The following is a 25,150-nucleotide window of genomic DNA, read 5'->3' as shown; positions in this document are numbered from 1 at the left end:
ATGGGACGCGGCTTGAACCTTCTGTCCTATTTCACCCGCCATGCCACGTTGGCGAACCTTCTGCTGGTGGTGCTGATCGCCCTGGGTCTGTTTGCCTATCCCAAGATGCGGGCGCAGTTCTTTCCAGATGTGGTGATCGAAAGCGTCTCGGTCCAGACCACATGGCAAGGCGCCGGCGCCGAGGACGTGGACGAGGCCATCGTGCAGGTCATGGAACCCGCCCTGTTGGCCGTCGAGGGTGTGGAAAGCGTCAGCTCCCGGTCGTTTGAAGGCAGCGCCAGCATCACGCTGGAATTTGAACCGGGCTGGGATGTCGCCCGCGCCGCCGACGATGTGCAAACTGCCGTGGACGAGATGTCGGACTTGCCCGAAGACGCCGACACACCGCAGGTCAGGCGCGGGGCCTGGCGCGACAGCGTGACCGACGTCGTGATCTCGGGCCCGGTCGGGATCGAACAGCTTGGCCGCTTCGCGGATGAAATGATCATTCGCCTGTTTGAACGCGGCGTGACACGCACCGGCATCCGGGGCTTTGAGGCACCACGCACGGTGGTCGAGGTCACATCGCTGTCGCTGATCGAACATGACGTCACCATGGCCCAGATCGCCGAGGCCATCGCCGGCGAAGTGGCCGCGGACCCGGCGGGCGAGGTCGCATCGGGTGCCACCCGCGTACGCACAGGGGTGGCCAAACGCAGCGCCGACCAGATCGAAGCGATTGTCCTGCGCTCGAACCCGGACGGGTCGAAGCTGACCGTGGGCGATGTGGCACAGGTGAGTGTCGAAGGGGTCGATCGCAACCGCTCCTATTTCGTCGGCGACGATGCAGCGATTGCACTGAATGTGTCACGTTCGGCGCAAGGGGATGCGATCCGGATGCAGGAAATCGTCGAAGAGGTGCGCGCCGAATTGCTGCCGACACTGCCAGACGGGGTCAAGATCTCGCTCGTACGCACCCGGTCCGACCTGATCACCGCGCGGATCAACATGCTGATGGAAAACGGATTGCAGGGCCTGACGCTGGTGCTGTTGCTGCTGTTTCTGTTTCTGAACGCCCGCACAGCCCTGTGGGTCGCGGCGGGTATTCCGGTGGCGATGACCACCGCCATCTTCCTGATGTATATGTCGGGGCTGACCCTGAACATGATCTCGCTCTTTGCGCTGATCATCACGCTCGGGATCGTGGTCGATGACGCCATCGTGGTGGGCGAACACGCCGATTTTCGCGCCCGCAGGTTGGGGGAATCCCCGGTCGAAGCCGCCGAGAACGCCGCCAAACGCATGTTCCCCCCGGTGTTTTCCGCCACTCTGACCACGGTGATCGCCTTCTTTGGCCTAACCGCCATCGGCGGACGGTTTGGCGATATGATCGCGGATATACCCTTTACCGTGATTGTGGTTTTGGCGGCATCGCTAGTCGAATGCTTCCTGATCTTGCCGCACCACATGGCGCACGCGTTGACCCATACGGCGAAAGAACACTGGTATGACTGGCCGTCGCGGCAGGTCAACCGTGGGTTTCGTTGGGTGCGCGACCACGCGTTTCGCCCGGCGATGGGCTGGGTGATCAAGGCCCGGTATCCGGTGATCGCCCTGACCGTGCTGATTCTGGCCAGCCAGGCGTCCATTTTCATTCGCGGCGATCTGGCCTTTCGGTTTTTCAACGCGCCAGAACGATCCTCGGTCACAGGAAATTTCGCCATGGTCTCGGGCGCCACCCGCGACGATACCCTTGAAATGATGCGTCTTGTGCAGCAAGCGGTGGAACAAACCGCCGCCGAGTTCGAGCAGAAGCACGGCCGCAATCCGGTCGTGCACGCCTTGTCGCAGATCGGGGGCAACGCGGGTCGCGGGCTGTCGGGTGTCGACGGCAAAGACAACGACCTGCTTGGGTCGGTGTCGGTCGAACTGATCGACGCGGACCTGCGCCCCTACAGCGCCTTTGCCTTTGTCGGCGCGCTTCAGGACGCAGTCGACAGCCACCCGCTGCTAGAGGTGCTGTCGTTCCGCGGCAACAGGTATGGCCCCGGCGGCGACAGTCTGGATGTGGACCTGTACGGGGCCACCTCGGAACAGTTGAAAGCGGCTTCGGAAGCCTTCAAAGGCCGCCTGTCGGCGTATCCCGAAGTCTCGGCGCTTGAGGACAGCCTGTCCTATGACAAAGAGGAGCTGATCCTTGACCTGACCGCCCAGGGCAAGGCTCTTGGTTTCACCATCGACGGGCTGGGGCGCGTGCTGCGCAACCGCCTGAACGGGATCGAAGCCGCGAGCTATCCCGATGGCACGCGCTCGGCCGAAATCCGGGTACAACTGCCCGAGGCTGAACAGACCTCGGATTTTCTGGAACGCACGCAGTTGCGCACCGAAACCGGCACCTATGTCAATCTTGCCGATCTGGTCTCGGTCCGGTCCCGCACCGGGTTTGCCAGTGTGCAGCGTGAAAACGGTATCCGCCTGGTCAATGTCTCCGGTGACATCGACGAAAACAACGCCGCCCGCGCCGAGGAAATCCAGCGCACCATCGCCACAGAAATCCTGCCCGACCTGGCCGAGGAGTTCGGCATCGCCTTCCGGCTTGGCGGATTGGCTGAACAGCAAAGCGAGTTTCTGGAAGACGCCCGAACCGGTCTGATCCTTGTGCTGCTCGGAATCTTCCTGACTTTGGCCTGGATCTTTTCAAGCTGGACGCGCCCGTTGGTGGTGATGGCGATCATCCCCTTCGGACTGGTTGGCGCGATCTTCGGCCATGTGCAATGGGGGGTGCCCTTGTCGATGTTTTCGGTTGTCGGGCTGATCGGCATGACCGGGATCATCATTAACGATTCAATCGTTCTGGTCACAACCATCGACGAATACGCCCGCGAACGCGGGTTGGTGCCCGCGATCATCGACGGGTCGGCGGACCGTCTGCGCCCGGTGATGCTGACCACGATGACGACGGTGCTGGGGCTTGGGCCGCTCTTGTATGAAACATCGCGTCAGGCACAATTCCTGAAACCCACGGTGATCACGCTGACCTATGGGCTGGGCTTCGGCATGGTGCTGGTGCTGCTGGTCGTGCCCGCTTTGGTGGCCATTCAGGCGGATATGGGTCGCATGGTGCATGCCCTGAAACGGGTCTGGCGCGGGCGTGGGCGCGCGGGGCTGAAACCCGCGACGCTGCTGGTCACCGGTGCGGCCATGGCGATGTTGGCCGCCTTCGGCCTTTCGCTTGGTCTTTGGGGTCTGACCCCGCAGGCGGTGGCCCGTTTCGTGCTGATCAGCGCCGCAATATCCTTACTCGTCTATCTGGCCGGAGCCATCGCCTTGCATCGGAGCAAGGCTTAATCAAACGTCCCGGTCACGCGCCCCAGCAGCATGAAAGCCCGCGCCGTCCGGGTGTCGGCCAGCGCCGCAATATCGGCGTCCGAGGCGTTCTTTTCAAACCCCGCAAAGGTCTGATCGAACCGACGCAGGAAATGGTGGGCAGCATCGCGAAAGATCGGGTCCTGCTTCATCCGCCCCGCCGTCAGGGCCAGCGACGAACGATCCCGCACCCCACCCAGGGCAGCCACTCCGCGCCCGCGCTCACCCGCGGCAAACTTGCGCCAGATTTCCGGGCGCGCCCGGTCGGGGCGCAGATCGTCCATATAGATGCCATCCTGCGACAGCAGCGTCAGGACATCTTGCGAGGCTTGCACCAGACCCGCGACCTGACGGTCATCCAGTGCCCGGCGCAGCGCGCGGAACCCGTCGGCATCATCGGCGGTTTCCGGAAAATGCAGAGCGCGGATGAAATCCTCGATCGACAGGGGCGGGTTCAGGTCTTCGACCGGGGTGCCCAGCGCAAGGCTTGTCTGATCGGCAGTGGTCTGTTCCGCGCTATCGGACACGATCGCAGGGCTGGGGTTGGTAGGCGTTGGGTTGGCCAGCGTCGGCATGCCCGGCCGGATCGAGGTGAAGGTCGCCAGCGCGCTTTCGGTCTTGCGGCTGACCTGCGCGATCTCTTCCAGCTTCTGTTCCACCTTCGACGCCTGAGCGGGCGTGCCGGTGAACCCCTGCTGCTGCTGGATATAAGCCGACCGCATCGCATCAATCGCAGCACTGAGCCGCACGCTTTCCTCGCGCATGATGCGCGCTGATCGCAGCGCGGCCACCGCCACCCAGATCACGGCCACCGGCATGATCACCGCCACAAGTGTCATCAGGAATTGCAACGGTTGGGACAAGCCTTCGCCATCGCTGCTGCCAAAGCCCAGAACCAGAAAAAAGAGGATGCAGCCCGCCAGCCAGAGACCAGAGAGAAGAAGCCCGATGACCTCGCCCCCGCTCAGTGACGGCACCTGTGCGTTCAGACCGCTCATGCGCCCTGTGCCCAGGCTTGCAGATCCGCTTTTCGTCTTGTCGTTCATCCTGTTCCTCGTGTCCGCTGCGCGCGGCGTCAGATCCATTCGATCTTCAGGATCTCGTAAGCCTTTTCACCGCCCGGTGTGCGCACTTCAACGCTGTCGCCTTCTTCCTTGCCGATCAGCCCGCGCGCCAGCGGGGATTTGATGTTCAGCTTGCCGTTTTCAATATCGGCCTCGGGCTCGCCCACGATCTGATAGGTCTTTTCCTCGTCCGTATCTTCATCGACAATCGTCACCGTCGCGGAAAACTTCACCGCACCCGACAGGGTGGCTGGGTCGATCACCTCGGCCAGCGACAACACGCCTTCCAACTCCTTGATCCGGCCTTCGATGAAGCTCTGCTTTTCGCGGGCCGAGTGGTATTCCGCATTCTCGGACAAATCGCCATGCTCGCGCGCTTCTGCAATCGCGCGGATAATGGCCGGACGTTCTTCGGTCTTCAGCAGTTTCAGTTCGTCGTTCAACGCAGTGTGTCCCGCGCGCGTCAGAGGTATCTTATCCATGAGACCTATTCGTTCTTCCGTGGCCCATGCGCAACCGGCGCATCGGCGAAGTTGTTACCGTTTTATTGTGATCATGTCATGGGGCAAACGCCCCGGTTACCAAGAACGTCTAACAATCCCACACGATTTGCAACGGCAATGTTGGGTCGGGGGGGGCATGTACGGCACGACATCGCCGAATGGCCATGTCAGCGCAAACACCCGAAAAAACCAGCCAATTCCCCGGTGGATCGCCGTTGTAACGCAGTGTCCCGATTGACCCGCCGGGTGGGTCAAGCTAACGATCTTGCGAAACGGACCATCCGGGGAAAAGAAAATGAGCGACATTGAACGCGAAAGCATGGAATACGATGTGGTCATCGTGGGCGCTGGCCCGGCTGGCCTGTCGGCCGCCATCCGACTGAAGCAACAGAACGCCGATCTGAATGTCGTCGTGCTGGAAAAAGGGTCCGAGGTGGGCGCGCATATCCTGTCCGGCGCCGTGTTGGACACCTGCGGTCTGGACAAGCTGATCCCTGACTGGAAAGACAAGGGCGCACCGATCAACGTCCCGGTCAAGAAAGACAACTTCCTTGTGCTTGGCCCGGCGGGCCATCTGCGGGTGCCGAACTGGCCGATGCCGCCCCTGATGAACAACCACGGCAAATACATCGTCTCGATGGCGAATGTGTGCCGCTGGATGGCCGAACAGGCAGAAGCACTGGGCGTCGAAATCTTCCCCGGCATGGCGTGTTCGGAACTGGTCTATGGCGACAAAGGTGAAGTCAAAGGCGTGGTGGCTGGCGTCTTCGGGCTTGAGGAAGACGGAAGCATCGGCCCCAACACCGAACCGGGGATGGAGCTGCACGGCAAATACGTCTTCATCTCGGAAGGCGTGCGCGGGTCGCTGGCCAAGGAAATCATCGCGAAATACGATCTGCAAGCCGGGCGCGACGTCCAGAAATTCGGCCTTGGTATGAAAGAGATCTGGGAAATCGACCCGGAAAAGCACAGCGAAGGCACCGTGACCCACACGATGGGCTGGCCCTTGGGCAAGAACGCGGGCGGCGGTTCGTTCATCTATCACCTTGAAAACAATCAGGTGTTTGTCGGCTTCGTGGTTCACTTGAACTACAAGAACCCGCATCTGTATCCGTACATGGAGTTCCAGCGGTTCAAGCATCACCCCGAGATCGCATCGCTGCTGGAAGGCGGCAAACGCGTGGCCTATGGCGCGCGGGCGATTTCAGAGGGCGGGTATCAGTCGATGCCGAAAGCCTCGTTCCCCGGTGGGGCACTGTTGGGCTGCTCGGTCGGATTGGTGAACGTGCCGCGCATCAAGGGCAATCACAATGCCATGCTGTCGGGCATTGCCGCCGCGGATGCGGCGGTCAAAGCCATCGCTGCCGATCGCTCGGGCGATGAGCTTGCCGATTACGAGGAAGAACTGCGCACCGGCGACGTTGCCAAGGATCTGAAAAAGGTGCGCAATGTGAAACCGCTCTGGTCGAAGTTTGGCCTGACCGCATCGCTGATGCTGGGTGGCTTCGACATGTGGGTGCAATCGCTTCTGGGCTTTTCGCCGTTCGGCACGGTCAAACACGGCAAGACTGATGCGCAGGCTACGGGCAAGGCGGCGGACTTCCCGGTCATCGACTATCCGAAACCCGATGGCAAACTGTCCTTTGACCGTCTGACCAACGTGTCCTTTTCGGCCACCAACCACGAGGAAAGTCAGCCCTGCCACCTGAAGCTGATCGACCCGACCGTGCCGATCAATGTGAACCTGCCGGAATATGCCGAACCCGCGCAGCGATATTGCCCGGCTGGCGTCTACGAAGTGGTCGAGGAAGACGGCAAAGACCCGCGATTTGTCATCAACTTCCAGAACTGCGTGCACTGCAAAACCTGCGACATCAAGGACCCCAGCCAGAACATCACCTGGACCGTGCCGCAAGGCGGTGACGGGCCAAACTATCCCAATATGTGACGCCGGTTCGAAAAAACGCAAATGTGAGGGGTGGCCACGTGCCGCCCCTCATTGTTTTCACCGGACGAGCCGATTAGGTTCCTGTTCAACGCTTCGGCAGTCGAAGCCATCCAACAAGAAAGCCGTCCGTGGTGCCCCTTAGATTCTCAACCCCTCGCCAACTTGCCCTGGCCTTTGCGACAGCAGCCAGTCTTGCCGCTGTCACCCCCCTCCAGGCGCAGGCCAATGCAGCTGGCCCCTATCTGGCCGCGCGACAGGCTGATTTGTCCGGCGATTTCGCAAGTGTGGTCGAATACGGCACGCGGGCCTTGGTCGACAACCCGGACCGTGCAGACATTCTGGAAGGACTGGTCGTCGCACACACCGCTTTGGGCGAGGTCGACAAAGCCCTGCCATTTGCACAGCGCCTGACCTCCATCAGCCCCGACAACCAACTGGCGGGCCTTGTCCTGCTGGGCGATGCGCTGGTCAGCAATGACTGGGATGGGGCCATTGCGCTGCTTGAAGGGGGTGTTTCGGTGGCCGGGATGGTCGATCAGATGATCACCGCATGGGCCAGCCTTGGTCAGGGCCGCATGTCGCAGGCGCTTGAGATTTTCGATGCCCTGTCGGCCGATGAAAACACCCGCGCCTTCGCCCAGTTCCAAAAGGCACTGGCGCTGGCGCATGTGGGCGATTTCGAAGGCGCGGCCAGTATTCTGAGCGGCGACGAGGGCGAGATGCAGCTGAACCGCGGCGGCATTCTGGCCTATGCGCAGGTGCTCAGCCAGCTTGATCGCCACGCCGACGCGCTGGAATTGATGAACGCAAATGCCTCGCCCCGTGTCGATCCAGAGGTCGATGATATCATCGCGCGGCTGGAAGCGGGTGAGGTGTTGCCCTTTACCGGCATCACCTCTCCGAATGATGGCGTGGCCGAGCTGTTCTATGCCGTGGCTGAAAGCCGCAGCGTCGACACGGACCCGACAATTGCATTGATCTTCAGCCGTCTCGCCGAATATCTGAACCCGAAAAGTGCCACCGCAATCCTGCTGTCCGCCCGGCTGCTGGAGCGGTTGAAGCAACACGATCTGGCGGTTGAGGCCTATGGCCGTGTGCCAGATGACAGCCTGTTGTATCAGGACGCTGCGCTGGGTCGCACCGATGTGCTGCGCCGGTCCGACAGGTTCGATGACGCCATCGCGGAACTGACCGCGCTGGCCGACGCCTATCCCGACACGTTGCGGTTCCGGGTCGCGCTGGGGGATACGTTGATGCAGGTCGACCGCTTCAAGGAAGCGCGCGCGGCCTATGATCAGGCCATCGCAGGTTTTACCGAAGACCTGCCCGGCCAGTGGGCCACCTATTTCCAGCGTGCGATTGCACTGACCAAGCTGGACGAATGGCCTGCTGCCGAAGCCGATTTCCGCAAGGCACTGGAACTGAGCCCGGATGAACCGAATGTCCTGAACTATCTGGGCTATACCTATGTCGAGCGGCAGGAAAATCTGGACGAGGCGCTGGACATGATCGAACGCGCGGTCGCCGTTCGCCCTGACAGCGGCTATATCGTTGACAGCCTTGGTTGGGTGTTTTTCCGCCTGGGGCGCTATGACGAAGCCGTCGAAACCATGGAACGTGCCGTCGAGCTTGTTCCGGTGGACCCGATCCTGAACGATCACCTGGGTGACACCTATTGGGCCGTGGGACGAAAGCGCGAAGCCAGGTTCCAGTGGAGCCGCGCCCTGAGCTTCATTTCGGACGAGACCGACCTGACCGAAATCGACCCGGATCGCATTCGGCGCAAGATTGAGGTCGGGCTGGATGTGGTGCTGGAAGAAGAAGGGGACCCGCCCCTGCACCCGGCCGAATGAGCATCATCAAGGTCTTCGCCCCTGCAAAGGTGAACCTGACGCTGCATGTCACCGGGCAGCGCAAGGACGGGTATCACCTGCTGGACAGCCTTGTAGCCTTTGCCGATGTCGGTGATCGGGTGACAGTCATGCCCGCGCCAGCCCCCCGGTTCGAGGTCACGGGGCCGCGCGCCGACGGCGTGCCGACCGATGACGCGAACCTTGTTGCACGCGCCGCCGCACTGTTCGACATTCCGGTTCACATCCTGCTGTCCAAACACCTGCCCGCCTCGGCCGGGATTGGCGGGGGCAGTTCAGATGCCGCCGCCACGCTTTTGGCGCTATCGGATCTGACGGGCGATACAAAACTGCCCGAAGGCGCAACCGAGCTGGGGGCTGACGTGCGGGTCTGCCTGATGCGACAGGCCGCCCGGATGCGTGGTATTGGCGAGGATGTGACCCCCTATCATGACCTTCCGCCGCTGTTTGCGGTTCTGGCCAATCCTGGCATTGCCGTCTCGACCCCCGCTGTCTTTGCGGCGCTTGCAACGAAAACCAATCCAACCATGCCCAAGAAGCTGCCGAAGGGGTTGAAAACACGGGGCTTTATCGACTGGCTGGCGACTCAGCGCAACGATCTGGAAGCCCCGGCCATCGACGCCGCGCCGGTGATCGCATCGGTGCTGCAGGCATTGTCATCCCTGCCGGGTGCCCGGTTGGCCCGTATGTCGGGGTCCGGCGCCACGTGTTTTGCCCTGTTTGACACGGAAAAGGCGGCGCAGGATGCGGCGCGGGGGCTTTCAGCCCGACAGCCGGATTGGTGGGTTGAACCCGTCCGCCTCAGCTGATCCGCGCCACCACATAATCCGCGATGTCGTGCAGCATGTCGCGAATGGGATCATCCGGCAGCGCCTCCAGCGCCGCCTTTGCCTTCCCGGCCCAGACCAAGGCATCAGCGCGCGTGTCTTCCAACGCGCCGTGGCGGTGCATCAACGCCAGCGCGTGATCCAGATCGCCATCCTGCTGGCGGCCTTTTTCGATGGTGCGGGTCCAGAATGCGCGCTCTTCGGCATCTGCCTTGGCAACGGCCTTGATCAAGGGCAGCGTCAGCTTGCGCTCGCGAAAATCATCGCCGATGTTCTTGCCAATCGCGTCCCCGCCGGTGAAATCCAACAGATCATCGACAATCTGGAACGACACACCCAGCGCATCGCCATAGTCGAACAGCGCCCTGACCTGCGCCTCGGAAGCGCCGGCAATCACGCCACCCACTTCGGTGGCCGCTGAAAACAGCGCGGCGGTCTTGCCGCGCACGACTTGCAGATACACGGCCTCGTCCGTTGCCAGATCCTGCGCGGCGGTCAGTTGCAACACTTCGCCCTCGGCAATCGTGGCCGAAGCGTTGGCCAGAATGTCCAGCACCCGCAGGTTGCCGGTTTCGACCATCAACTGGAAACTGCGCGAAAACAGGTAATCGCCGACCAGAACGCTGGATTTGTTGTCCCACAACAGGTTGGCGGTGGGTCGCCCGCGCCGCTGCGCGCTTTCGTCCACCACATCATCATGCAACAGGGTGGCGGTGTGAATGAACTCGACCGTTGCGGCCAGATGAATGTGATACGGACCCGAATAGCCACACAGCCGCGCCACCGCAAGCGTCAGCATCGGGCGCAGGCGCTTGCCACCGGCCTCGACCAGATGCGCTGTCACCTCGGGGATGCGCGGGGCGTTCTTCGATGCCATCCGCTCGGCAATCAGCGCGTTCACCGCCGCCATCTCGTCCTTGAGGTGTGCGCCCAAACGTTCGTGCGGTTTATGTGCAGCTTCGATCAGCATGATCACCTTCCCGTCAACTTGCCCGACATCCGGCTCGACAAAGCCGCGGCCCTGCCCTTAAGTCCATATCTATGAGAGAGCTTCTTCGGACAACAGACCCAACCCTGATCCCATTTGTCACAGCCCTGCTTGATGGCGAGGATATAGACTGCTTTGCGATGGACGTCCATATGAGTGCGCTGGAAGGTTCGATCGGAATCCTGCCGCGCCGCCTGATGGTTCTTGAACGCGATCTGTTTCGTGCGCGCGCCATCCTGCGCGACAACGGCGTCGAATACGAAGGCTGACGGATGCACACCACGGACCCCGCACCTGACTTGACGAATGACGCGTTTCTGGGCGGTCAACTGACCTTGACGCAGCCTGCATCCGGCTATCGCGCCGGGGTCGATCCGGTGTTTCTGGCCGCCGCCGTTCCAGCACAATCAGGGCAAGCGGTGCTGGATCTGGGGTGCGGGGCGGGCGCCGCCATCCTGTGCCTTGGTCGGCGCGTTCGCGGTTTGCGCCTGGTGGGGCTGGAGCGTCAGAGCTTTTATGCCGATCTGGCCCGCCAAAACGCCCGCAAGAATGCCTTGGCCGTGACGGTTCACCATGGCGATCTGGAACAGATGCCTGCCGCGCTAAGACAGGATCGGTTCGATCACGTCATCATGAACCCCCCTTACTATCGGCGTGATCGCGGCACCCCGTCGCCCGACACCATCCGCGAGGGCGCCTTGGGCGAGGACACGCCCCTGACCGCGTGGCTGGACCAGGCCACAAGGCGGCTAATGCCCGGTGGCCACATGACCATGATCCAGAACGCCGAACGCCTGCCCGAAGTGCTGCGTGCGATGGATGCGCGGCTGGGATCGGTTGTGGTCAAACCCCTTTGCCCTCGGGTTGGACGGGCCGCTTCCCTGGTGATCGTTCAGGCACGCAAAGGGGGGCGTGGGGCGTTCCGGCTGGCTGCCCCGCTGGTGCTGCACGAAGGGGATACGCACCGGACCGATTGCGACCATTACCGGCCCGAAATCACCGCGATCTTGCGCGACGCTGCGGCCTTGGCGATCGCGTGAGCCAGTCTGTCGCTGTACGGAAGTGAAGCTTTTTTCGCACCGCCCCTTCACACTTAGTGACAAGCCCCCAAATATATGATGCACTAAACCAGTCCATAACATCAGAGGAGGAACGCCATGAGCATGAGTTCGCATCTTGAAGAGCTGCGGAGAAAACACGAGGTTCTCTCTGAAAAAGTCGAGGCGATCCAACGGGCGCCCAGCAGCAGCGACCACGAAATTTCGGAACTGAAGAAGCAGAAACTCCTGCTCAAGGAAGAGATCGAACGCCTCGCAAGCGCCTGAGACCCGTCAAGGCGGGTCAGCGCGCTGCACTGGCCCGCGCTGCCATCACAGCGCCCAAGGTGATCAGCAATCCCGCAAGGATCAGCGACGGGCGCGGGGCAGCCACATCGGCCAGGATCAGGATGATCGTCGACAACAAGGGGGCGCCATAGCTGGCGACCCCTAGAAGCTGTATGTCGCCCTGCTTGACTCCGATATCCCAGACGTAAAACGCCAAGCCGACCGGTCCCAGGCCAAGCCCCAGCACGGCTGCCCAGCCCAGCGCGTCCATCGGCCAGACGGTCGTTTCCCACAGCAAATGCGCCCCTGCCGACAAGATCGCCGTCAGCAGGCAGAATACCGCGACCGATGCGGTCGGCGTGCTGCCAAGGCGGCGTGACAGGACGGAATAGCCCGACCAGGTCAGCGCGCACAGAAAGGCCAGCCCGAAGCCCGGAAGCGCCTCGGCCCCAAAGCCGGTTGCACCCCCCATCACGATGATCGCCGCCCCGGCAAACGACACCAATGCGCCGATGATATGCAGCGGCCGGAGCCGTTCGCCCGGCAGCAGACCCGAGAACAGCACGATCATCAAAGGCCAAAGATAGGCGATCAGTCCCGCCTCGGCCGCAGGCGCCATGCGCAATGCCGAGAAATAAAGCGCATGATACCCGAACAAGCCCAGTGTCCCGAACAGATAGACGCGCCACCCAACCTGCATCAGCACGCCAAAACTTCGGGCAAAGCCGATCCAGACCAGCCCGACCGCTCCGCCCACCGTGAAAGCCATTGCTGCCAGTTGAAAGGGTGGCACCGGGGCCGTGCCAACCGTGAACAACGCCAGAAGCGACCAAAGCAGAACGGCCCCGAACCCCACCGCCGTGGCTTTGCCCCGTGTCACGCCAAACCCCCGGCCGGAACCACTTTCATATCCGTGGGACAGGACGCGGTTTTGACCATTTCGGCGGAAATCCAATCGCGAAACGCGGCGATGTCGGGTCGGTCTTCCTGCCCCAATCGGCACAGAAACCGAAACTTGGCGGCTGTCCCCAAGGCAATCTTGAATGGTGCGACCAGACGACCATCAGAAAGGTATTTCACCACAAATGTGCGCCGCCCCAACGCCACACCCGCACCGGACAGCGCGGCATCAAGCGCATGATCGGACTGCGAGAAGCTGGCGGACACACGCGGTGCGCCGTCGACGCCTGCCGCCCGGAACCACGCTGCCCAGTCGCAAGGCGGGTCCAGAAAATCGTCGGAACTGTTGTGGATCAGCGGTGCATTCACCAGATCCTGCGGCGTGGAAAAGCGGCGGGCCATCTCAGGCAGCATAACCGGGGTCAGCCATTCCGGTTCAAGCGGCTGGGAATACAACCCCTCGTCATCGCCATACCCAAAGCGGATGGCGACGTCGACCTCGTCCCTGTTCAGGTCCATCATCCGCAAACCGGCGGTGACGCGCAGTTCGATGTCGGGATGGGCCTGCGAAAAGGCAAACATGCGCGGCGCCAGCCATTTGGCCGTGAAGGCGGGGCCAGCCGTCACCGTCAGAACATTGGTGTCAACGCTGCGCCGTGCCGCGCGCCAGGCCGCGGTCAGCGCCTCGAACCCTTCAGCCGCGCCGGGGGCCAGTATGCGACCAGCCTCGGTCAGTTCGACCGCACGATTCAGACGATTGAACAATGGTGCGCCGAAATGCTCCTCCAACGACTTGATCTGAAAAGACAGGGCGGCGGGGGTCACGTTCAACTCGGCCGCAGCGCGTTGGAACGACATATGGCGTGCAGCAGCATCAAAGGCGCGCAAGGCTGTCAGCGGAGGTAAGCGGTCTGTCATGCCAGTTAAATATCACTTGCATGAAAGCGCCAAAAGCCTCGTTTATCCTGTTTTTTTCAAATACTGAATATGTGGACGCACCAGAATTACTAACGAGGGGTCGCACCATGTCAGAAACCGCAACCCCTGATGCAAACCTGCGGTGTGCCTCTGCCCGCCCGCATGCATTGCGGGCCGTGTTCGTGCAAACCATGCTGCGACGGATGACCGGTTTCCTGCGGGCGTCCACGCCAAAAAGGAACGGGGCCAGCCTGTCAGGCCAGCCCCGTGACTGTGATTGCCCGGCGTGATCAGACGAAGAACTGTGCGCCGTTGGCCGAAATGGTGGAACCATTGATGAACTGCGCGTCATCCGATGCCAGGAAGGTCACGCAGCGCGCGATTTCTTCGGGTTCGCCAAGCCGACCGGCCGGGATGCCTGCGATGATAGATTCACGCACCTTTTCCGGCACCGCCATCACCATCTCGGTCGCGATATAGCCGGGGCAGATGGCGTTGGCCGTGATCCCGGCGCGCGCGCCTTCCTGCGCCAGCGACTTGACGATCCCAAGATCGCCTGCCTTGGTCGCGGCATAGTTTACCTGGCCGAACTGGCCCTTCTGACCGTTGATCGAGCTGATCACGATGATCCGGCCGAACTTGCGTTCGCGCATGCCGGGCCAGATGGGATGAACCGTGTTGAACACACCGGTCAGGTTGGTGTCGATCACTTCTTGCCACTGTTCGGGCGTCATCTTGTGGAACGGCGCGTCGCGGGTGATGCCCGCATTGGCCACCACAACGTCGATCGGTCCGACCTCGGCCTCGACCTTCGCCAGCCCTTCCTTCGAAGCCTCGTAGTCGCCGACATTCCACTTGTATGTCTTGATGCCGGTTTCTTCCGTAAAGGCCGCAGCCTTTTCATCATTGCCCGCATAAGTGGCAGCCACGTCGTAGCCTTCTGCTTTCAGGGCCTTGGAAATTGCCGCGCCAATGCCGCGCGACCCACCGGTGACCAATGCAACTCGAGCCATGTCGTCCTCCGTTATAGAATCTAGGTATGGAAACACTGTTACCTTTTACGCGAGAGCTGCGCAATATTATTGCGCAAACATTTTGCCGCAACGCAGATATATTTTTCTGCACGTCCACCATGGCATAGAAAAGGCGCCACGCGGGCGCCTTTTCCATCGTCTGGCAGAGTTTTACGGACGCTCAAGGCACATGGCCACACCCATGCCGCCGCCGATGCACAGGGTCGCCAGACCTTTCTTGGCATCGCGGCGCTTCATCTCGAACAACAGCGTGTTCAGGATACGGCAGCCAGAGGCGCCAATCGGGTGGCCGATGGCGATCGCGCCACCGTTCACGTTCACGATGGATGTATCCCAATCCATATCCTTGTTCACGGCGCAGGCCTGCGCGGCAAAGGCCTCGTTGGCTTCGACAAGATCAAGATCCTGCGCTTTCCAGCCGGCCTTCTCCAGCGCCTTGTTCGAGGCATGGATCGGCCCGACCCCCATGATCGACGGGTCCAGCCCGGCAGTGGCATACGAGGCGATACGCGCCAGCGGCTCCAGCCCGCGCTTTTCGGCTTCGTCCGCCGTCATCAACAGAACGGCAGCCGCCCCATCGTTGATGCCTGACGCGTTTGCTGCCGTGACCGACCCGTCTTTGGTGAAGGCGGGACGCAGTTTCTGCATCGCTTCCATCGTCGCGCCGTGGCGGATATATTCATCCTGATCAACGACATTTTCACCTTTGCGGGTCTTGACCGTGAAGGGGATGATTTCATCGGCGAACTTGCCCGCTTTCTGGGCCGCTTCCGCCTTGTTCTGCGACGCGACGGCAAACTCATCCTGCATGTCGCGGGTGATCTGCCATTGTTGGGCGACGTTCTCGGCGGTCTGTCCCATGTGGTACCCGTTGAAAGCATCCCACAGGCCGTCCTTGATCATCGAATCGATGAATTTCATGTCCCCCATTTTGTGCCCAGCGCGCAGATGCGCCACATGGGGGCTGAGCGACATGTTTTCCTGACCACCCGCAGCAACGATCGCGGCGTCGCCCAGCATCACGTGCTGCGCACCCAATGCAACGGTGCGCAAGCCCGATCCACAGACCTGGTTGATCCCCCAGGCCGACGCCTCCTTGGGGAGACCGGCGTTGATATGCGCCTGGCGTGCAGGGTTCTGCCCCTGGCCTGCCTGTAACACCTGCCCCAGGATGGTTTCACTGACCTCGGATTTGTCGATTCCGGCGCGGGCAACGATGGCCTCAAGCACCGCCGCGCCAAGATCATGGGCGGGCGTGTTGGCGAATGAGCCCGAGAAGCTGCCGACGGCAGTCCGCGCGGCGGATACGATTACTACGTTGGTCATGATGGGTCCTTTTCCTCCGAACTGACGGGTCTGGTCTGTTCGCCGCGGAGTAACCACGGTTTTCAAACCAAAAGCCGATGTTGGGCATATCCTGTGCTGCATTGCAGAGGAAATCAAGTCGCACTCACCGGTTGCGACAGTGACGGCCGGGATCACACCGCCGTCAGGCCAGCTTTTGCCAATAGGGATTAATGGTCGGCGCCCCGAAATAATACCCCTGCATGCAATCGACACCGATCGCGGCAAGATAGGCGGCGTCCAGATGGTTTTCGACGCTTTCCGCGACCGTGAACATATCGAAATGCCGGGCCAGCGACAGCATGGCTTCCGTCAGGATCTGGTTATCCGCATCCTGATGAATGCCGCGGATGAACTCACCGTCAATCTTCAGGATGTCGAAGTAGAAGTCCTTGAGATACCGGAAAGAAGTGAAGCCCGCGCCAAAATCATCCAGCGCGAAACTGATCCCTTTCTGTTGCAGTTCCGCCATGAACACCTGCACCAGATCGGGCATGGTGATCGCGGTGCGTTCCGTGATCTCAAGGATCAGGCGTTCGCCCACTGTCGGATTATCCTGCAATCCGCGATCCAGAACCTGTTTCCAGCCCGGATAGGCGATGGAACGGGCTGACATGTTGATCGCCAGCCGCAAACCGGGTTCTGCCGCCAGAACCTCAAGCCCTTTTTCCAGCGCCAGCGCGTCCAGAATGCGCCCGTTTTCGGTGTCTTCCACCGCGTCGATGAAACTTTTGGCGGGAATCACCCGCCCCGCGCTGTCATGCACCCGCAGCAAACCTTCGTAGAATGCCATCCGGTCGGGATTGGCGGTCTGCACCACCGGTTGATAGGCCAGCTTGACCTGCTTGTGGCGCAGCGCGTGATGCACAAGCTCCAACGCTTCGCTATCACGCAGTTCGACGGCGACAGAGAGCGGGTCGCTCGTCACCGCTGGCATCGGCGTATCGTCCCGTTTCAGGTTGTGCATCATTGAATCTCCGTCGCAGCGATGGGACAGTGATGCGGCACATATGCTAACAAGCTGTAAAATCTCGAACTTGCAGAAAATTTTAAGGAAAGATCGGACAGGAACCGCCATGACCCAACGCTGCACGTGGTGCGGAGACGATCCGCTGTATGTCGCTTATCATGACACGGAATGGGGCGTGCCGGAATATGATGGTCGCGCGCTGTGGGAAAAGCTGATCCTTGACGGGTTCCAGGCCGGGTTGAGCTGGATCACCATCCTGCGCAAGCGAGACGCTTTTCGCGAGGCATTTCAGGGGTTTGACCCTGCGGTGATCGCAGAATGGGGTGAAGACGATGTTGCCCGTTTGCTGGGCAATTCCGGCATCATTCGCCATCGCGGCAAGATCGAGGCGACCATTAGCAATGCCCGCGCCTATCTTGATCTTGGCGGCGCACGACCCTTCGCGGACTGGATTTGGGGATATGTGGATGGCAAGCCGCTGGTCAGCCAGCGGGCCAGTCTGCCGGACATTCCCGCCGCAACACCGTTGTCCACGCAGATCTCGAAAGACCTGAAAAAGGCCGGGTTCAAGTTCTGTGGCCCCACCATCGTTTATGCGTGGATGCAGGCCTGTGGGTTGGTCAACGACCACGTCACCGGGTGTTTCCGATTTGAACAGGTCGCTAGCGCAGTGCCACCAACAAGTCCCGGCTGGGAACGCCGGTAACCGGGACGCCACGCGCGGATTCATACGACCGGATCGCCGCGCGTCCCATTTCGCCGATCACACCATCGGGGCGACCGGCCTTGAAACCCAGCGCGTTCAGCCGTTTTTGCAGCTCCTGTCGTTCGGCGGTGGTCATGCCCCATGGCTCTCCGGGAAACCTGGCGCGAATCGGGGCGCCGCCTGCCAGCCGGTCTGACAGATGGCCGACACCGATCGCGTAGCTGTCGGCATAGTTATAGCTTTTCAGCACGTGGAAATTGTCGAAGATCATGAAGACGGGACCGGTGGGACCGGCCGGCAGGATCAGCGCGCCTGTCTCTGCCCCGCTCAGTTTTTGGCCCGAGGCATGGGTCACGCCAAGCTGCGCCCAATCGCGCAGCCGCTGGGTATAGACCCGCCCTGTGCGGGCCAGGTCAAACCCCTTTGGCAGTTGCACCTCATACGCCCATGGCTGGCCGTGTTGCCACCCTTTGGCGCGCAGATATGCCGCGGTCGAGGCCAGCGCATCCGTCGGATCGTCAGCCCAGATGTCGCGCCGCCCATCGCGGTTGAAATCGACCGCATATCGCAGATACGAGGTCGGCATGAACTGCGTATGCCCCATGGCACCAGCATAAGAGCCGGTCATCCGGCCAGGCGTTGTGTCGCCCGCGGCCAGGATCTGCAACGCGGCCAGAAGCTCGTTTTCAAACAGCGCACGGCGTCGGCCTTCGAATGCCAGGGACGCCAGCGTCGACAACACGGGGGCCGACCCGCGCACCGCGCCAAAGCTGCTTTCCATCCCCCAGATCGCGACGATCACTTCGCGCGCCACGCCGTATTCCTGTTCAATGCGGCCCAGTAGCGTCGGATAGCGCGCCATCACGACCTGCCCGGCCTTGATCCGCTGCGGGGACGCCGCCGAGGCGATGTAGTCGCCCAGCGATCGCGATGTTTCAGCCGGAGCCTGATCCGAGGCGACGACTTTGGGCAGGAAACGCGCATCATCGAGTGCCCGCAGCACGTCGGCGGGAAGTCCGGTCGCCGCCGCGCGTGCCCGAAAATCCGCGCGCCACGCATCGAACCCCGCATTTGCCAGCGCGGCCTTGGGCATAATGCTGGCAGCCAGAAGCAGCCCCGCTGCTTGCCGCCGAGAATACAAACCTGTGTGCATGTCTTTCGACACCCCTGTCATCGCAGCCTCATCCGCGCGGCCTCGCACCGCGTCGGAGGCGCACAATACGCCTGTTTCAGCGCCAAACAAAGCGCGCCGATCCGGATCGGCAATCCTGTGCTGACCCTGCGGAAGCCGCACCCGCCCAGAGCCGGGCCGCCCGTCAATCTGCGCTGCCCAATTGCGCCTTTGGCCCGCGCCGCGTATAGCAAGCAAAACAAGACCCAAGTCCTGAAAGGCCGACCATGAGTGACGACAGCAAATCCGCCAATGCCATGTGGGGTGGCCGCTTTTCCGCAGGCCCCGACGCGATCATGGAGGCGATCAATGCCTCGATCGGGTATGACCAGCGCATGGCACGGCAGGATATTGACGGCTCGCGCGCCCACGCCGCCATGTTGGCGGCGGTCGGGGTCATCACCGATCAGGATGCCGAAGCGATCCACGAAGGTCTGTCGCAGGTTCTGGCCGAGATCGAAGGCGGGACGTTCGCCTTCTCGACCGCGCTGGAAGACATCCACATGAATGTCGAGGCCCGGTTGAAAGAAATCGTTGGTGAACCGGCGGGGCGTCTGCACACGGCCCGGTCACGCAACGATCAGGTGGCTACCGATTTCAAGCTTTGGGTGCGGGACCAGATGGACGCGGCGATCGACGGGCTTGAAGCGTTGATCCGCGCCCTTCTGGAACAGGCCGAAGCGGGGGCTGACTGGGTCATGCCCGGCTTCACTCACCTGCAAACTGCGCAGCCGGTCACATGGGGCCACCACATGATGGCCTATGTCGAGATGTTTGGCCGCGACATGTCCCGTTTCCGTGACGCGCGCGCGCGGATGAACGAATGCCCCCTGGGGTCGGCGGCCCTTGCTGGGACATCCTTTCCCATCGACCGCCACATGACAGCCGAAGCTCTTGGATTTGACCGCCCCACCGCCAATTCGCTGGACGCCGTGGCCGACCGCGATTTTGCGCTAGAGTTCCTGTCCTCGGCCACAATCTGCGCCATGCACCTGTCGCGCTTTGCCGAAGAACTGGTGATCTGGTCCTCGGCCCAGTTCCGGTTCGTCCGTATGTCGGACAGATGGTCGACGGGATCGTCCATCATGCCGCAGAAACGCAACCCTGACGCCGCCGAACTGATCCGCGCCAAGATCGGCCGGATCATGGGGGCGAATATCGGCCTGATGACCGTGATGAAGGGGCTGCCTCTGGCCTATTCCAAGGACATGCAGGAAGACAAGGAACAGGTTTTCGACGCCGCCGACAACCTGATGCTGGCGCTGGCCGCAATGACCGGGATGGTGTCGGACATGGTGGCGAATACCGAGGCGCTGGAAGTCGCCGCATCATCGGGTTTCTCGACCGCGACCGACCTGGCCGATTGGCTGGTGCGTGCGCTGAACATGCCGTTCCGCGATGCCCACCACGTGACCGGATCGCTTGTTGCCATGGCCGAGGATCGCGGCTGCGACCTGCCCGACCTGACGCTGGCCGACATGCAGTCGGTCCATGCGGCGATCACGGACGAGGTGTTCGGCGTGCTTGGCGTGCACAACTCGGTCGCCAGCCGCACCTCTTACGGCGGCACCGCCCCGTCCGAGGTGCGAAAGCAAGTGGCTCGCTGGAAGGAGCAACTGTCATGATCCGTCTCACCCTGATGCTTGCCCTTCTGGGCCTTGCCGCCTGCGGCGCCGATGGCGAACCCATCCGCCCCGGCAGCCCGGAAGACATCGCAGAACAACAAGCCCGCCAATAGGCGCACCTGCCCGAAAGGCCCGCCCATGGATCATTTCCTTTACCGCGACGGCATTCTGCACGCCGAAGACGTGGCCATCCCCGAGATCGCCGCGAAGGTCGGCACGCCCTTCTATGTCTATTCCGCCGCCACCCTGAAACGGCATATCGGCCTGTTCACCGAAGCACTGGACTGGGCCGATCACCTTGTCTGTTTCGCGGTGAAATCCAATTCGAACCTTGCCGTTCTGAAACTGCTGGGGGATCTGGGCGCGGGGATGGACGTGGTGTCGGGCGGGGAATACCGCCGTGCGCGTGCCGCCGGGGTGCCGGGCGACCGGATCGTCTTTTCCGGCGTCGGCAAGACACGCGATGAAATGCGGTTGGCGCTGTCGGAAGGCATCCGACAGTTCAATCTGGAAAGCGAACCCGAGATGCGGGTACTGTCCGAAGTCGCGACCGAGATGGGTACCGTGGCCCCCGTCACTGTGCGCGTGAACCCGGATGTGGATGCGAAAACACACGCCAAGATCTCGACCGGAAAGTCCGAAAACAAGTTCGGCATCCCCATCGCCCGCGCCCGCGACGTTTACGCCGAAATTGCCACCCTGCCCGGCCTGAAAGCGGTCGGCATCGACGTGCATATCGGCAGCCAATTGACCGAGTTGGAACCGTTCCGTCAGGCCTATCAAAAGGTCGCGGAGCTGACCGAGATCCTGCGCGCCGACGGGCATGACATCACCCGTCTTGATCTGGGCGGCGGGCTGGGCATTCCCTATGAACGGTCAAACTCCGCCCCGCCCCTGCCCATCGAATACGGGCAGATGGTACGCGAAACAGTCGGGCATCTGGGTTGCCAGATCGAGATCGAGCCGGGGCGGCTGGTCTCGGGCAATGCAGGTTTGATGGTTACCTCGGTCATCTATGTGAAAGAGGGCGACGGGCAGGATTTCCTGATCGTGGATGCCGCAATGAACGACCTCGTGCGCCCGGCCATGTATGAAGCCCATCACGACATCGTGCCGGTGGTCGAACCCTCGCCGGGGCAGGACAAGGCACAATACGATATTGTCGGCCCGATCTGCGAAACGGGCGACACATTTGCCAAGCGCCGTGATCTGGACCGATTGCAAGCCGACGACCTGATTGCCTTCCGCTCGGCCGGGGCCTATGGCGCGGTGATGGCGTCGGAATACAATTCCCGCCCCCTGATCCCCGAAGTTCTGGTGATGGGCGATCAATATGCCGTCATCCGCGCCCGTCCCACCTATGAAGAGATGCTGGGACGCGATACCATCCCTGCATGGTTGTGAACCTCACGCGGGTCCGATGACCCGCCCGATCCTTCCACACGAGGTGCAGACGCACCTGAAATGGCCCTTGCGTTTGACTGGGGCGGGGATGGTTTTGGAACGCCTCTGGCGCGCGTTCTGGCCACTGGCGACCATAGTTCTGACGGCCTTCGCGGTCTGGAGCTTCTGGACCATCGGTCCGTCACCCATCGCGACGGGTCTGTTGGCACTGGGCGTCTTTGCCGCTTTGGCTGCGCTGATCTGGGGCGCGCGCAATTTCGCCTGGCCCAGCCGCGCCGAACAACTGGCGCAACTGGACAACAGCCTGCCCGGCCACCCGATTGCCGCCCTGATGGATGATCAGGCCACGGGGCGCGACGACATGGCGTCGCGCAGCTTGTGGCAGGCGCATCTGACAAGAATGGCCCAACGCCTGAAGGGCGTTCGCCCTGTATCTCCCGACCTGCGCGTGGCCCGCAGCGACCCCTATGCGCTGCGCCTGATCGCCGCGACCGGCGCGACGCTGGCCATCGGCTTCACCCCTTGGCTGGACCGCCTCAGCAGCCCCGGTGCAACCGGCGCGGACGCTGGCGCCCCACCTGTTGCCAGCGCCAGTTGGGAAGGCTGGATCGAGCCGCCCGGCTATACCGGACGCCCCAGCCTCTATCTGGCCGACCAGCCGCCCGGCCCGCTGGCCGTGCCGCAAGGCAGTCGCCTGACGCTGCGGCTTTATGGTGATCTGGATACGTTGGGTGTGACAGCGGACCTGTCCGACACGCCGATCACCGGGCCTGCGCAGCAAAGCTACCTGCTCGTAATTACCAAAAGCGGGCCGCTGGACATCGAAGGTCCGGGTGCCGCGCGCTGGCAAATCACCGCGATTGGCGACACGCCGCCGACCGTGACCACCGAGGGCGAGTTGACCCGCCGCCTTGCCGGCGATTTCTCGCTGCCCTTCACAGCGACGGACGACTATGCCGTCACCCGCGGCCACGCCGCCGCTACGCTGGGACTGGATCGCATCGACCGTCGCCATGGCCTTGCCACCGCGCCCGAGGACCGCCCGCCGCTGGTCGTCGACCTGCCCCTTCCCTATCGTGGTTCGCGGACCCAGATCGACGGGGTGCTAGAGGAAAACCTGATCGAACATCCATGGGCCGGGCTGCCCGTCGACCTGACCCTGAAGGTCGAAGACGGGGCCGAGCAAACCGGCACCACGCCGCCCATGAACATCATCCTTCCCGCCCGCCGTTTCCTGCATCCGGTCGCCAAGGCGCTGATCGAACAGCGCCGCGACCTTCTCTGGTCCCGCGACAATGGCCGACGGGTGGCGCAGATCACCCGCGCCGTCTTGAACCGGCCTGACGATCTGGACTTGCCCGAAGGGATATACCTGCGCCTGCGCAGCGCGATCCGGCGGCTTGAGGCAGGTCTGGCCTTTTCGGACACGCAAGCGGGCCTGCCGGAAGACCTGCGTAACGAAGTGGCCGCTGTGTTCTGGGAAGTCGCCGTTGAATTGGACGATGGCCGTCTGGCCGATGCCCTGGCCCGGATGCAGCAGGCACAGGACCGGCTGGAACAGGCCATGCGCGACGGCGCCAGCGAAGAGGAACTGGCCGAACTGATGGACGAAATGCGCGAGGCGATGCGCGATTATCTGGAACAACTGGCCGAGAACCAGCAAAACGGCCCGCAATCCGATCAGCCCCCGCCCGAAAACGGCGTCGAGATGAGCATGGCCGATCTTGAGGACATGATGGAACGCATCGAGGAATTGATGCGCCAGGGGCGCGAGGATGAAGCGATGCAGATGCTCGACCAGTTGCGCCAGATGATGGAAAACATGCAGATGGCCCAGACCGGCCCGTCGAACCAGCCCGGCCAAAGTGCCCGCGAAGGGTTGCAGGAAACATTGCGCGAGCAACAGGGCTTGTCGGATCAGGCGTTCCGTGACCTGCAGGAACAAGGTCAGGGATCACAGGCGGGCGAGTCGGAAGGAAATGAAGGCCGCGATGGCGGGCAAGGGCGCGGTCAAAGTCACAATGGCGCAGATGGACAGCAGGGGCAGGACGGCCAGGGCGCCGGCCCCGAACAGGGCGGCGGTCGCGAAGGCAGCGATCTGGCGAAACGGCAAAGCGACTTGCAGCGGCAGTTGGAGGCCCAGCGCCGCAACCTGCCCGGTGCCGGTGACGAGGCCGGACAAGCCGCCCGGGACGCGCTGGATGACGCTGGACGCGCGATGGGCGACGCCGCCGAGGCATTGGAACAGGGCGATCTGCCCGAGGCGCTGGACCGACAAGCCGACGCCATGGAGGCCTTGCGTGAAGGGATGCGCCAGTTCGACGAAGCGATGGCGAATCAGCAGGCCCAGCGTCAGGGTGAACAAGGCAGCAATCCCGGCGAAGGCCGCCGGTCCAGCCAGCGTGACCCGCTGGGCCGCAGCCCGGACGGCAACAACGGGGCCACCGCCACCGACAGCCCACTTGAGGACGGGGAAGACGTCTATCGCCGCGCACAGGAGTTGATGGAGGAATTGCGCCGCCGGTCAGGCGAAGGCGACCGCCCGGATCTGGAGCGCGACTATCTGAAACGTCTTTTGGATCAGTTCTGATCCGCGCAGCCTACAACCGCTTGCGCGCCGCAAGAGCGGCCGAAATCGTGCCTTCGTCCAGATAGTCCAACTCGCCCCCGATGGGCACACCTTGCGCCAGCGATGACACGTCGCAGCGGCCTTCCAGCTCTTCAGCGATATAATGCGCTGTGGTCTGACCATCGACGGTGGCGTTCAAGGCAAGGATCACCTCAGTGATGCCCTCGTCCCGCACGCGCTGCACCAGGCGGGGAATGCCAAGGTCATCCGGGCCAACAGCGTCCAGCGCCGACAAGGTGCCGCCCAATACGTGGTATCGCCCCTTGAACCGGCCCGCGCGTTCCATCGCCCACAGGTCGGCCACATCCTCGACCACGCAAATCTCGCCAATCGCGCGTTTCTCGGACATGCAGATGTCGCAGCGATCCGCGGTCGAGACATTGCCGCAAACCACGCATTCCCGCGCCGTTTCCGCCACCGCCTGCATCGCGTCCGCCAAAGGCGTCAGCACAAGCGCCCGCTTGCGGATCAGATACAGCACCGCGCGCCGGGCCGACCGTGGCCCCAACCCCGGCAGCTTCGCCATCAGGTCAATCAGGGCCTCGATATCACGCGGGGCTTCCGACATGCGCCTGCCT

At 62.3% G+C, this 25,150-nt stretch carries 21 protein-coding genes; 11 read left to right on the top strand and 10 right to left on the bottom strand.

What is annotated here, in order from left to right:
• Entirely contained in the window at window positions 1-3,327 is a 3,327-nt protein-coding gene (locus MUY21_RS05225) for an efflux RND transporter permease subunit (protein WP_248409303.1), read from the top strand.
• Here MUY21_RS05225 and MUY21_RS05220 read toward each other — a convergent pair.
• Together MUY21_RS05220 and greA are read right to left on the bottom strand one after the other, a co-directional pair.
• A complete protein-coding gene (locus MUY21_RS05220) occupies window positions 3,324-4,343 on the bottom strand; it encodes a hypothetical protein (RefSeq protein ID WP_248409578.1) in 1,020 nt (339 codons plus the stop codon). The two genes, MUY21_RS05225 and MUY21_RS05220, sit on opposite strands and share 4 nt — an antisense overlap.
• Window positions 4,344-4,420: 77 nt before the next feature.
• Window positions 4,421-4,891 carry a transcription elongation factor GreA gene (greA, locus tag MUY21_RS05215; protein ID WP_191286023.1) on the bottom strand — a complete coding sequence of 157 codons (471 nt, stop codon included), beginning with the start codon at window positions 4,889-4,891 and terminating at the stop codon, window positions 4,421-4,423.
• A 316-nt stretch (window positions 4,892-5,207) separates the two neighbouring features.
• Between greA and MUY21_RS05210 the strand changes: the two genes are divergently transcribed.
• From MUY21_RS05210 to MUY21_RS05200, 3 genes are all read left to right on the top strand, one after another.
• Window positions 5,208-6,860, top strand: a complete 1,653-nt coding sequence (locus tag MUY21_RS05210) for an electron transfer flavoprotein-ubiquinone oxidoreductase (RefSeq protein WP_248409302.1) — start codon at window positions 5,208-5,210, stop codon at window positions 6,858-6,860.
• A 128-nt stretch (window positions 6,861-6,988) separates the two neighbouring features.
• Window positions 6,989-8,713, top strand: coding sequence for a tetratricopeptide repeat protein (locus MUY21_RS05205; RefSeq protein WP_248409301.1), 1,725 nt, complete (start codon window positions 6,989-6,991; stop codon window positions 8,711-8,713).
• Window positions 8,710-9,540 (top strand): 4-(cytidine 5'-diphospho)-2-C-methyl-D-erythritol kinase, encoded by an 831-nt coding sequence (locus tag MUY21_RS05200; protein ID WP_248409300.1) that lies wholly within the window; start codon window positions 8,710-8,712, stop codon window positions 9,538-9,540. Before MUY21_RS05205 ends, MUY21_RS05200 begins: the two co-directional genes overlap by 4 nt.
• On the opposite strand, the gene MUY21_RS05195 is transcribed toward MUY21_RS05200, so the two are convergent.
• Window positions 9,533-10,528 (bottom strand): polyprenyl synthetase family protein, encoded by a 996-nt coding sequence (locus MUY21_RS05195; protein ID WP_248409299.1) that lies wholly within the window; start codon window positions 10,526-10,528, stop codon window positions 9,533-9,535. The genes MUY21_RS05200 and MUY21_RS05195 overlap by 8 nt on opposite strands.
• A 71-nt stretch (window positions 10,529-10,599) precedes the next feature.
• Between MUY21_RS05195 and MUY21_RS05190 the strand changes: the two genes are divergently transcribed.
• The 3 genes from MUY21_RS05190 to MUY21_RS05180 all read left to right on the top strand — a co-directional run bounded on the left by MUY21_RS05190 (window position 10,600) and on the right by MUY21_RS05180 (window position 11,871).
• The gene (locus MUY21_RS05190; protein ID WP_191286018.1) at window positions 10,600-10,815 is read left to right on the top strand and encodes a DUF2007 domain-containing protein; all 216 of its coding nucleotides are present in this window, start codon (window positions 10,600-10,602) and stop codon (window positions 10,813-10,815) included.
• Window positions 10,816-10,818: 3 nt separating this feature from the next.
• Window positions 10,819-11,586, top strand: coding sequence for a methyltransferase (locus MUY21_RS05185; protein ID WP_248409298.1), 768 nt, complete (start codon window positions 10,819-10,821; stop codon window positions 11,584-11,586).
• A gap of 117 nt (window positions 11,587-11,703) precedes the next feature.
• Entirely contained in the window at window positions 11,704-11,871 is a 168-nt protein-coding gene (locus MUY21_RS05180) for a DUF465 domain-containing protein (RefSeq protein ID WP_191286016.1), read from the top strand.
• Between the two features lie 16 nt (window positions 11,872-11,887).
• Here the strand turns inward: MUY21_RS05180 and MUY21_RS05175 are convergent, their stop codons facing one another.
• The 5 genes from MUY21_RS05175 to MUY21_RS05155 all read right to left on the bottom strand — a co-directional run bounded on the left by MUY21_RS05175 (window position 11,888) and on the right by MUY21_RS05155 (window position 17,034).
• On the bottom strand, window positions 11,888-12,751 hold the full coding sequence (locus MUY21_RS05175) for an EamA family transporter (protein WP_248409297.1): 864 nt from the start codon (window positions 12,749-12,751) through the stop codon (window positions 11,888-11,890).
• A complete protein-coding gene (locus MUY21_RS05170) occupies window positions 12,748-13,689 on the bottom strand; it encodes a transcriptional regulator GcvA (RefSeq protein WP_248409296.1) in 942 nt (313 codons plus the stop codon). The genes MUY21_RS05175 and MUY21_RS05170 overlap by 4 nt, the downstream gene beginning before the upstream one ends.
• A gap of 290 nt (window positions 13,690-13,979) precedes the next feature.
• Window positions 13,980-14,702, bottom strand: coding sequence for an acetoacetyl-CoA reductase (phbB, locus tag MUY21_RS05165; protein ID WP_191286012.1), 723 nt, complete (start codon window positions 14,700-14,702; stop codon window positions 13,980-13,982).
• A 171-nt stretch (window positions 14,703-14,873) separates the two neighbouring features.
• On the bottom strand, window positions 14,874-16,049 hold the full coding sequence (locus MUY21_RS05160; RefSeq protein WP_248409295.1) for an acetyl-CoA C-acetyltransferase: 1,176 nt from the start codon (window positions 16,047-16,049) through the stop codon (window positions 14,874-14,876).
• Window positions 16,050-16,212: 163 nt separating this feature from the next.
• Complete coding sequence (locus MUY21_RS05155) at window positions 16,213-17,034, bottom strand: EAL domain-containing protein (protein WP_248409294.1); 822 nt, start codon at window positions 17,032-17,034, stop codon at window positions 16,213-16,215.
• Window positions 17,035-17,143: 109 nt separating this feature from the next.
• Here MUY21_RS05155 and MUY21_RS05150 point away from each other — a divergent pair, with 109 nt between their 5' ends.
• The gene (locus MUY21_RS05150) at window positions 17,144-17,743 is read left to right on the top strand and encodes a DNA-3-methyladenine glycosylase I (protein ID WP_248409293.1); all 600 of its coding nucleotides are present in this window, start codon (window positions 17,144-17,146) and stop codon (window positions 17,741-17,743) included.
• Here the strand turns inward: MUY21_RS05150 and MUY21_RS05145 are convergent.
• Window positions 17,700-18,917, bottom strand: coding sequence for a lytic murein transglycosylase (locus tag MUY21_RS05145; protein ID WP_248409292.1), 1,218 nt, complete (start codon window positions 18,915-18,917; stop codon window positions 17,700-17,702). The two genes, MUY21_RS05150 and MUY21_RS05145, sit on opposite strands and share 44 nt — an antisense overlap.
• Before the next feature lie 224 nt (window positions 18,918-19,141).
• On the opposite strand from MUY21_RS05145, the gene argH reads away from it, so the two are divergent.
• The 3 genes from argH (at window position 19,142) to MUY21_RS05130 (ending at window position 24,533) form a co-directional block, all read left to right on the top strand.
• Complete coding sequence (argH, locus tag MUY21_RS05140) at window positions 19,142-20,539, top strand: argininosuccinate lyase (RefSeq protein ID WP_248409291.1); 1,398 nt, start codon at window positions 19,142-19,144, stop codon at window positions 20,537-20,539.
• A 138-nt stretch (window positions 20,540-20,677) separates the two neighbouring features.
• On the top strand, window positions 20,678-21,943 hold the full coding sequence (gene lysA / locus MUY21_RS05135) for a diaminopimelate decarboxylase (RefSeq protein ID WP_248409290.1): 1,266 nt from the start codon (window positions 20,678-20,680) through the stop codon (window positions 21,941-21,943).
• A gap of 16 nt (window positions 21,944-21,959) precedes the next feature.
• Complete coding sequence (locus MUY21_RS05130; protein ID WP_248409289.1) at window positions 21,960-24,533, top strand: TIGR02302 family protein; 2,574 nt, start codon at window positions 21,960-21,962, stop codon at window positions 24,531-24,533.
• Window positions 24,534-24,543: 10 nt separating this feature from the next.
• On the opposite strand, the gene recR is transcribed toward MUY21_RS05130, so the two are convergent.
• Window positions 24,544-25,140, bottom strand: a complete 597-nt coding sequence (gene recR / locus MUY21_RS05125; RefSeq protein ID WP_248409288.1) for a recombination mediator RecR — start codon at window positions 25,138-25,140, stop codon at window positions 24,544-24,546.
• Window positions 25,141-25,150: the final 10 nt, after the last annotated feature.

The sequence above is a fragment of the Aliiroseovarius sp. S2029 genome (assembly GCF_023195575.1).
Classification (GTDB): Bacteria; Pseudomonadota; Alphaproteobacteria; order Rhodobacterales; family Rhodobacteraceae; genus Aliiroseovarius; species Aliiroseovarius zhejiangensis.
Note: the sequence above shows the minus strand (reverse complement) of the source record. Positions and strands in the feature narration are given on the sequence as shown.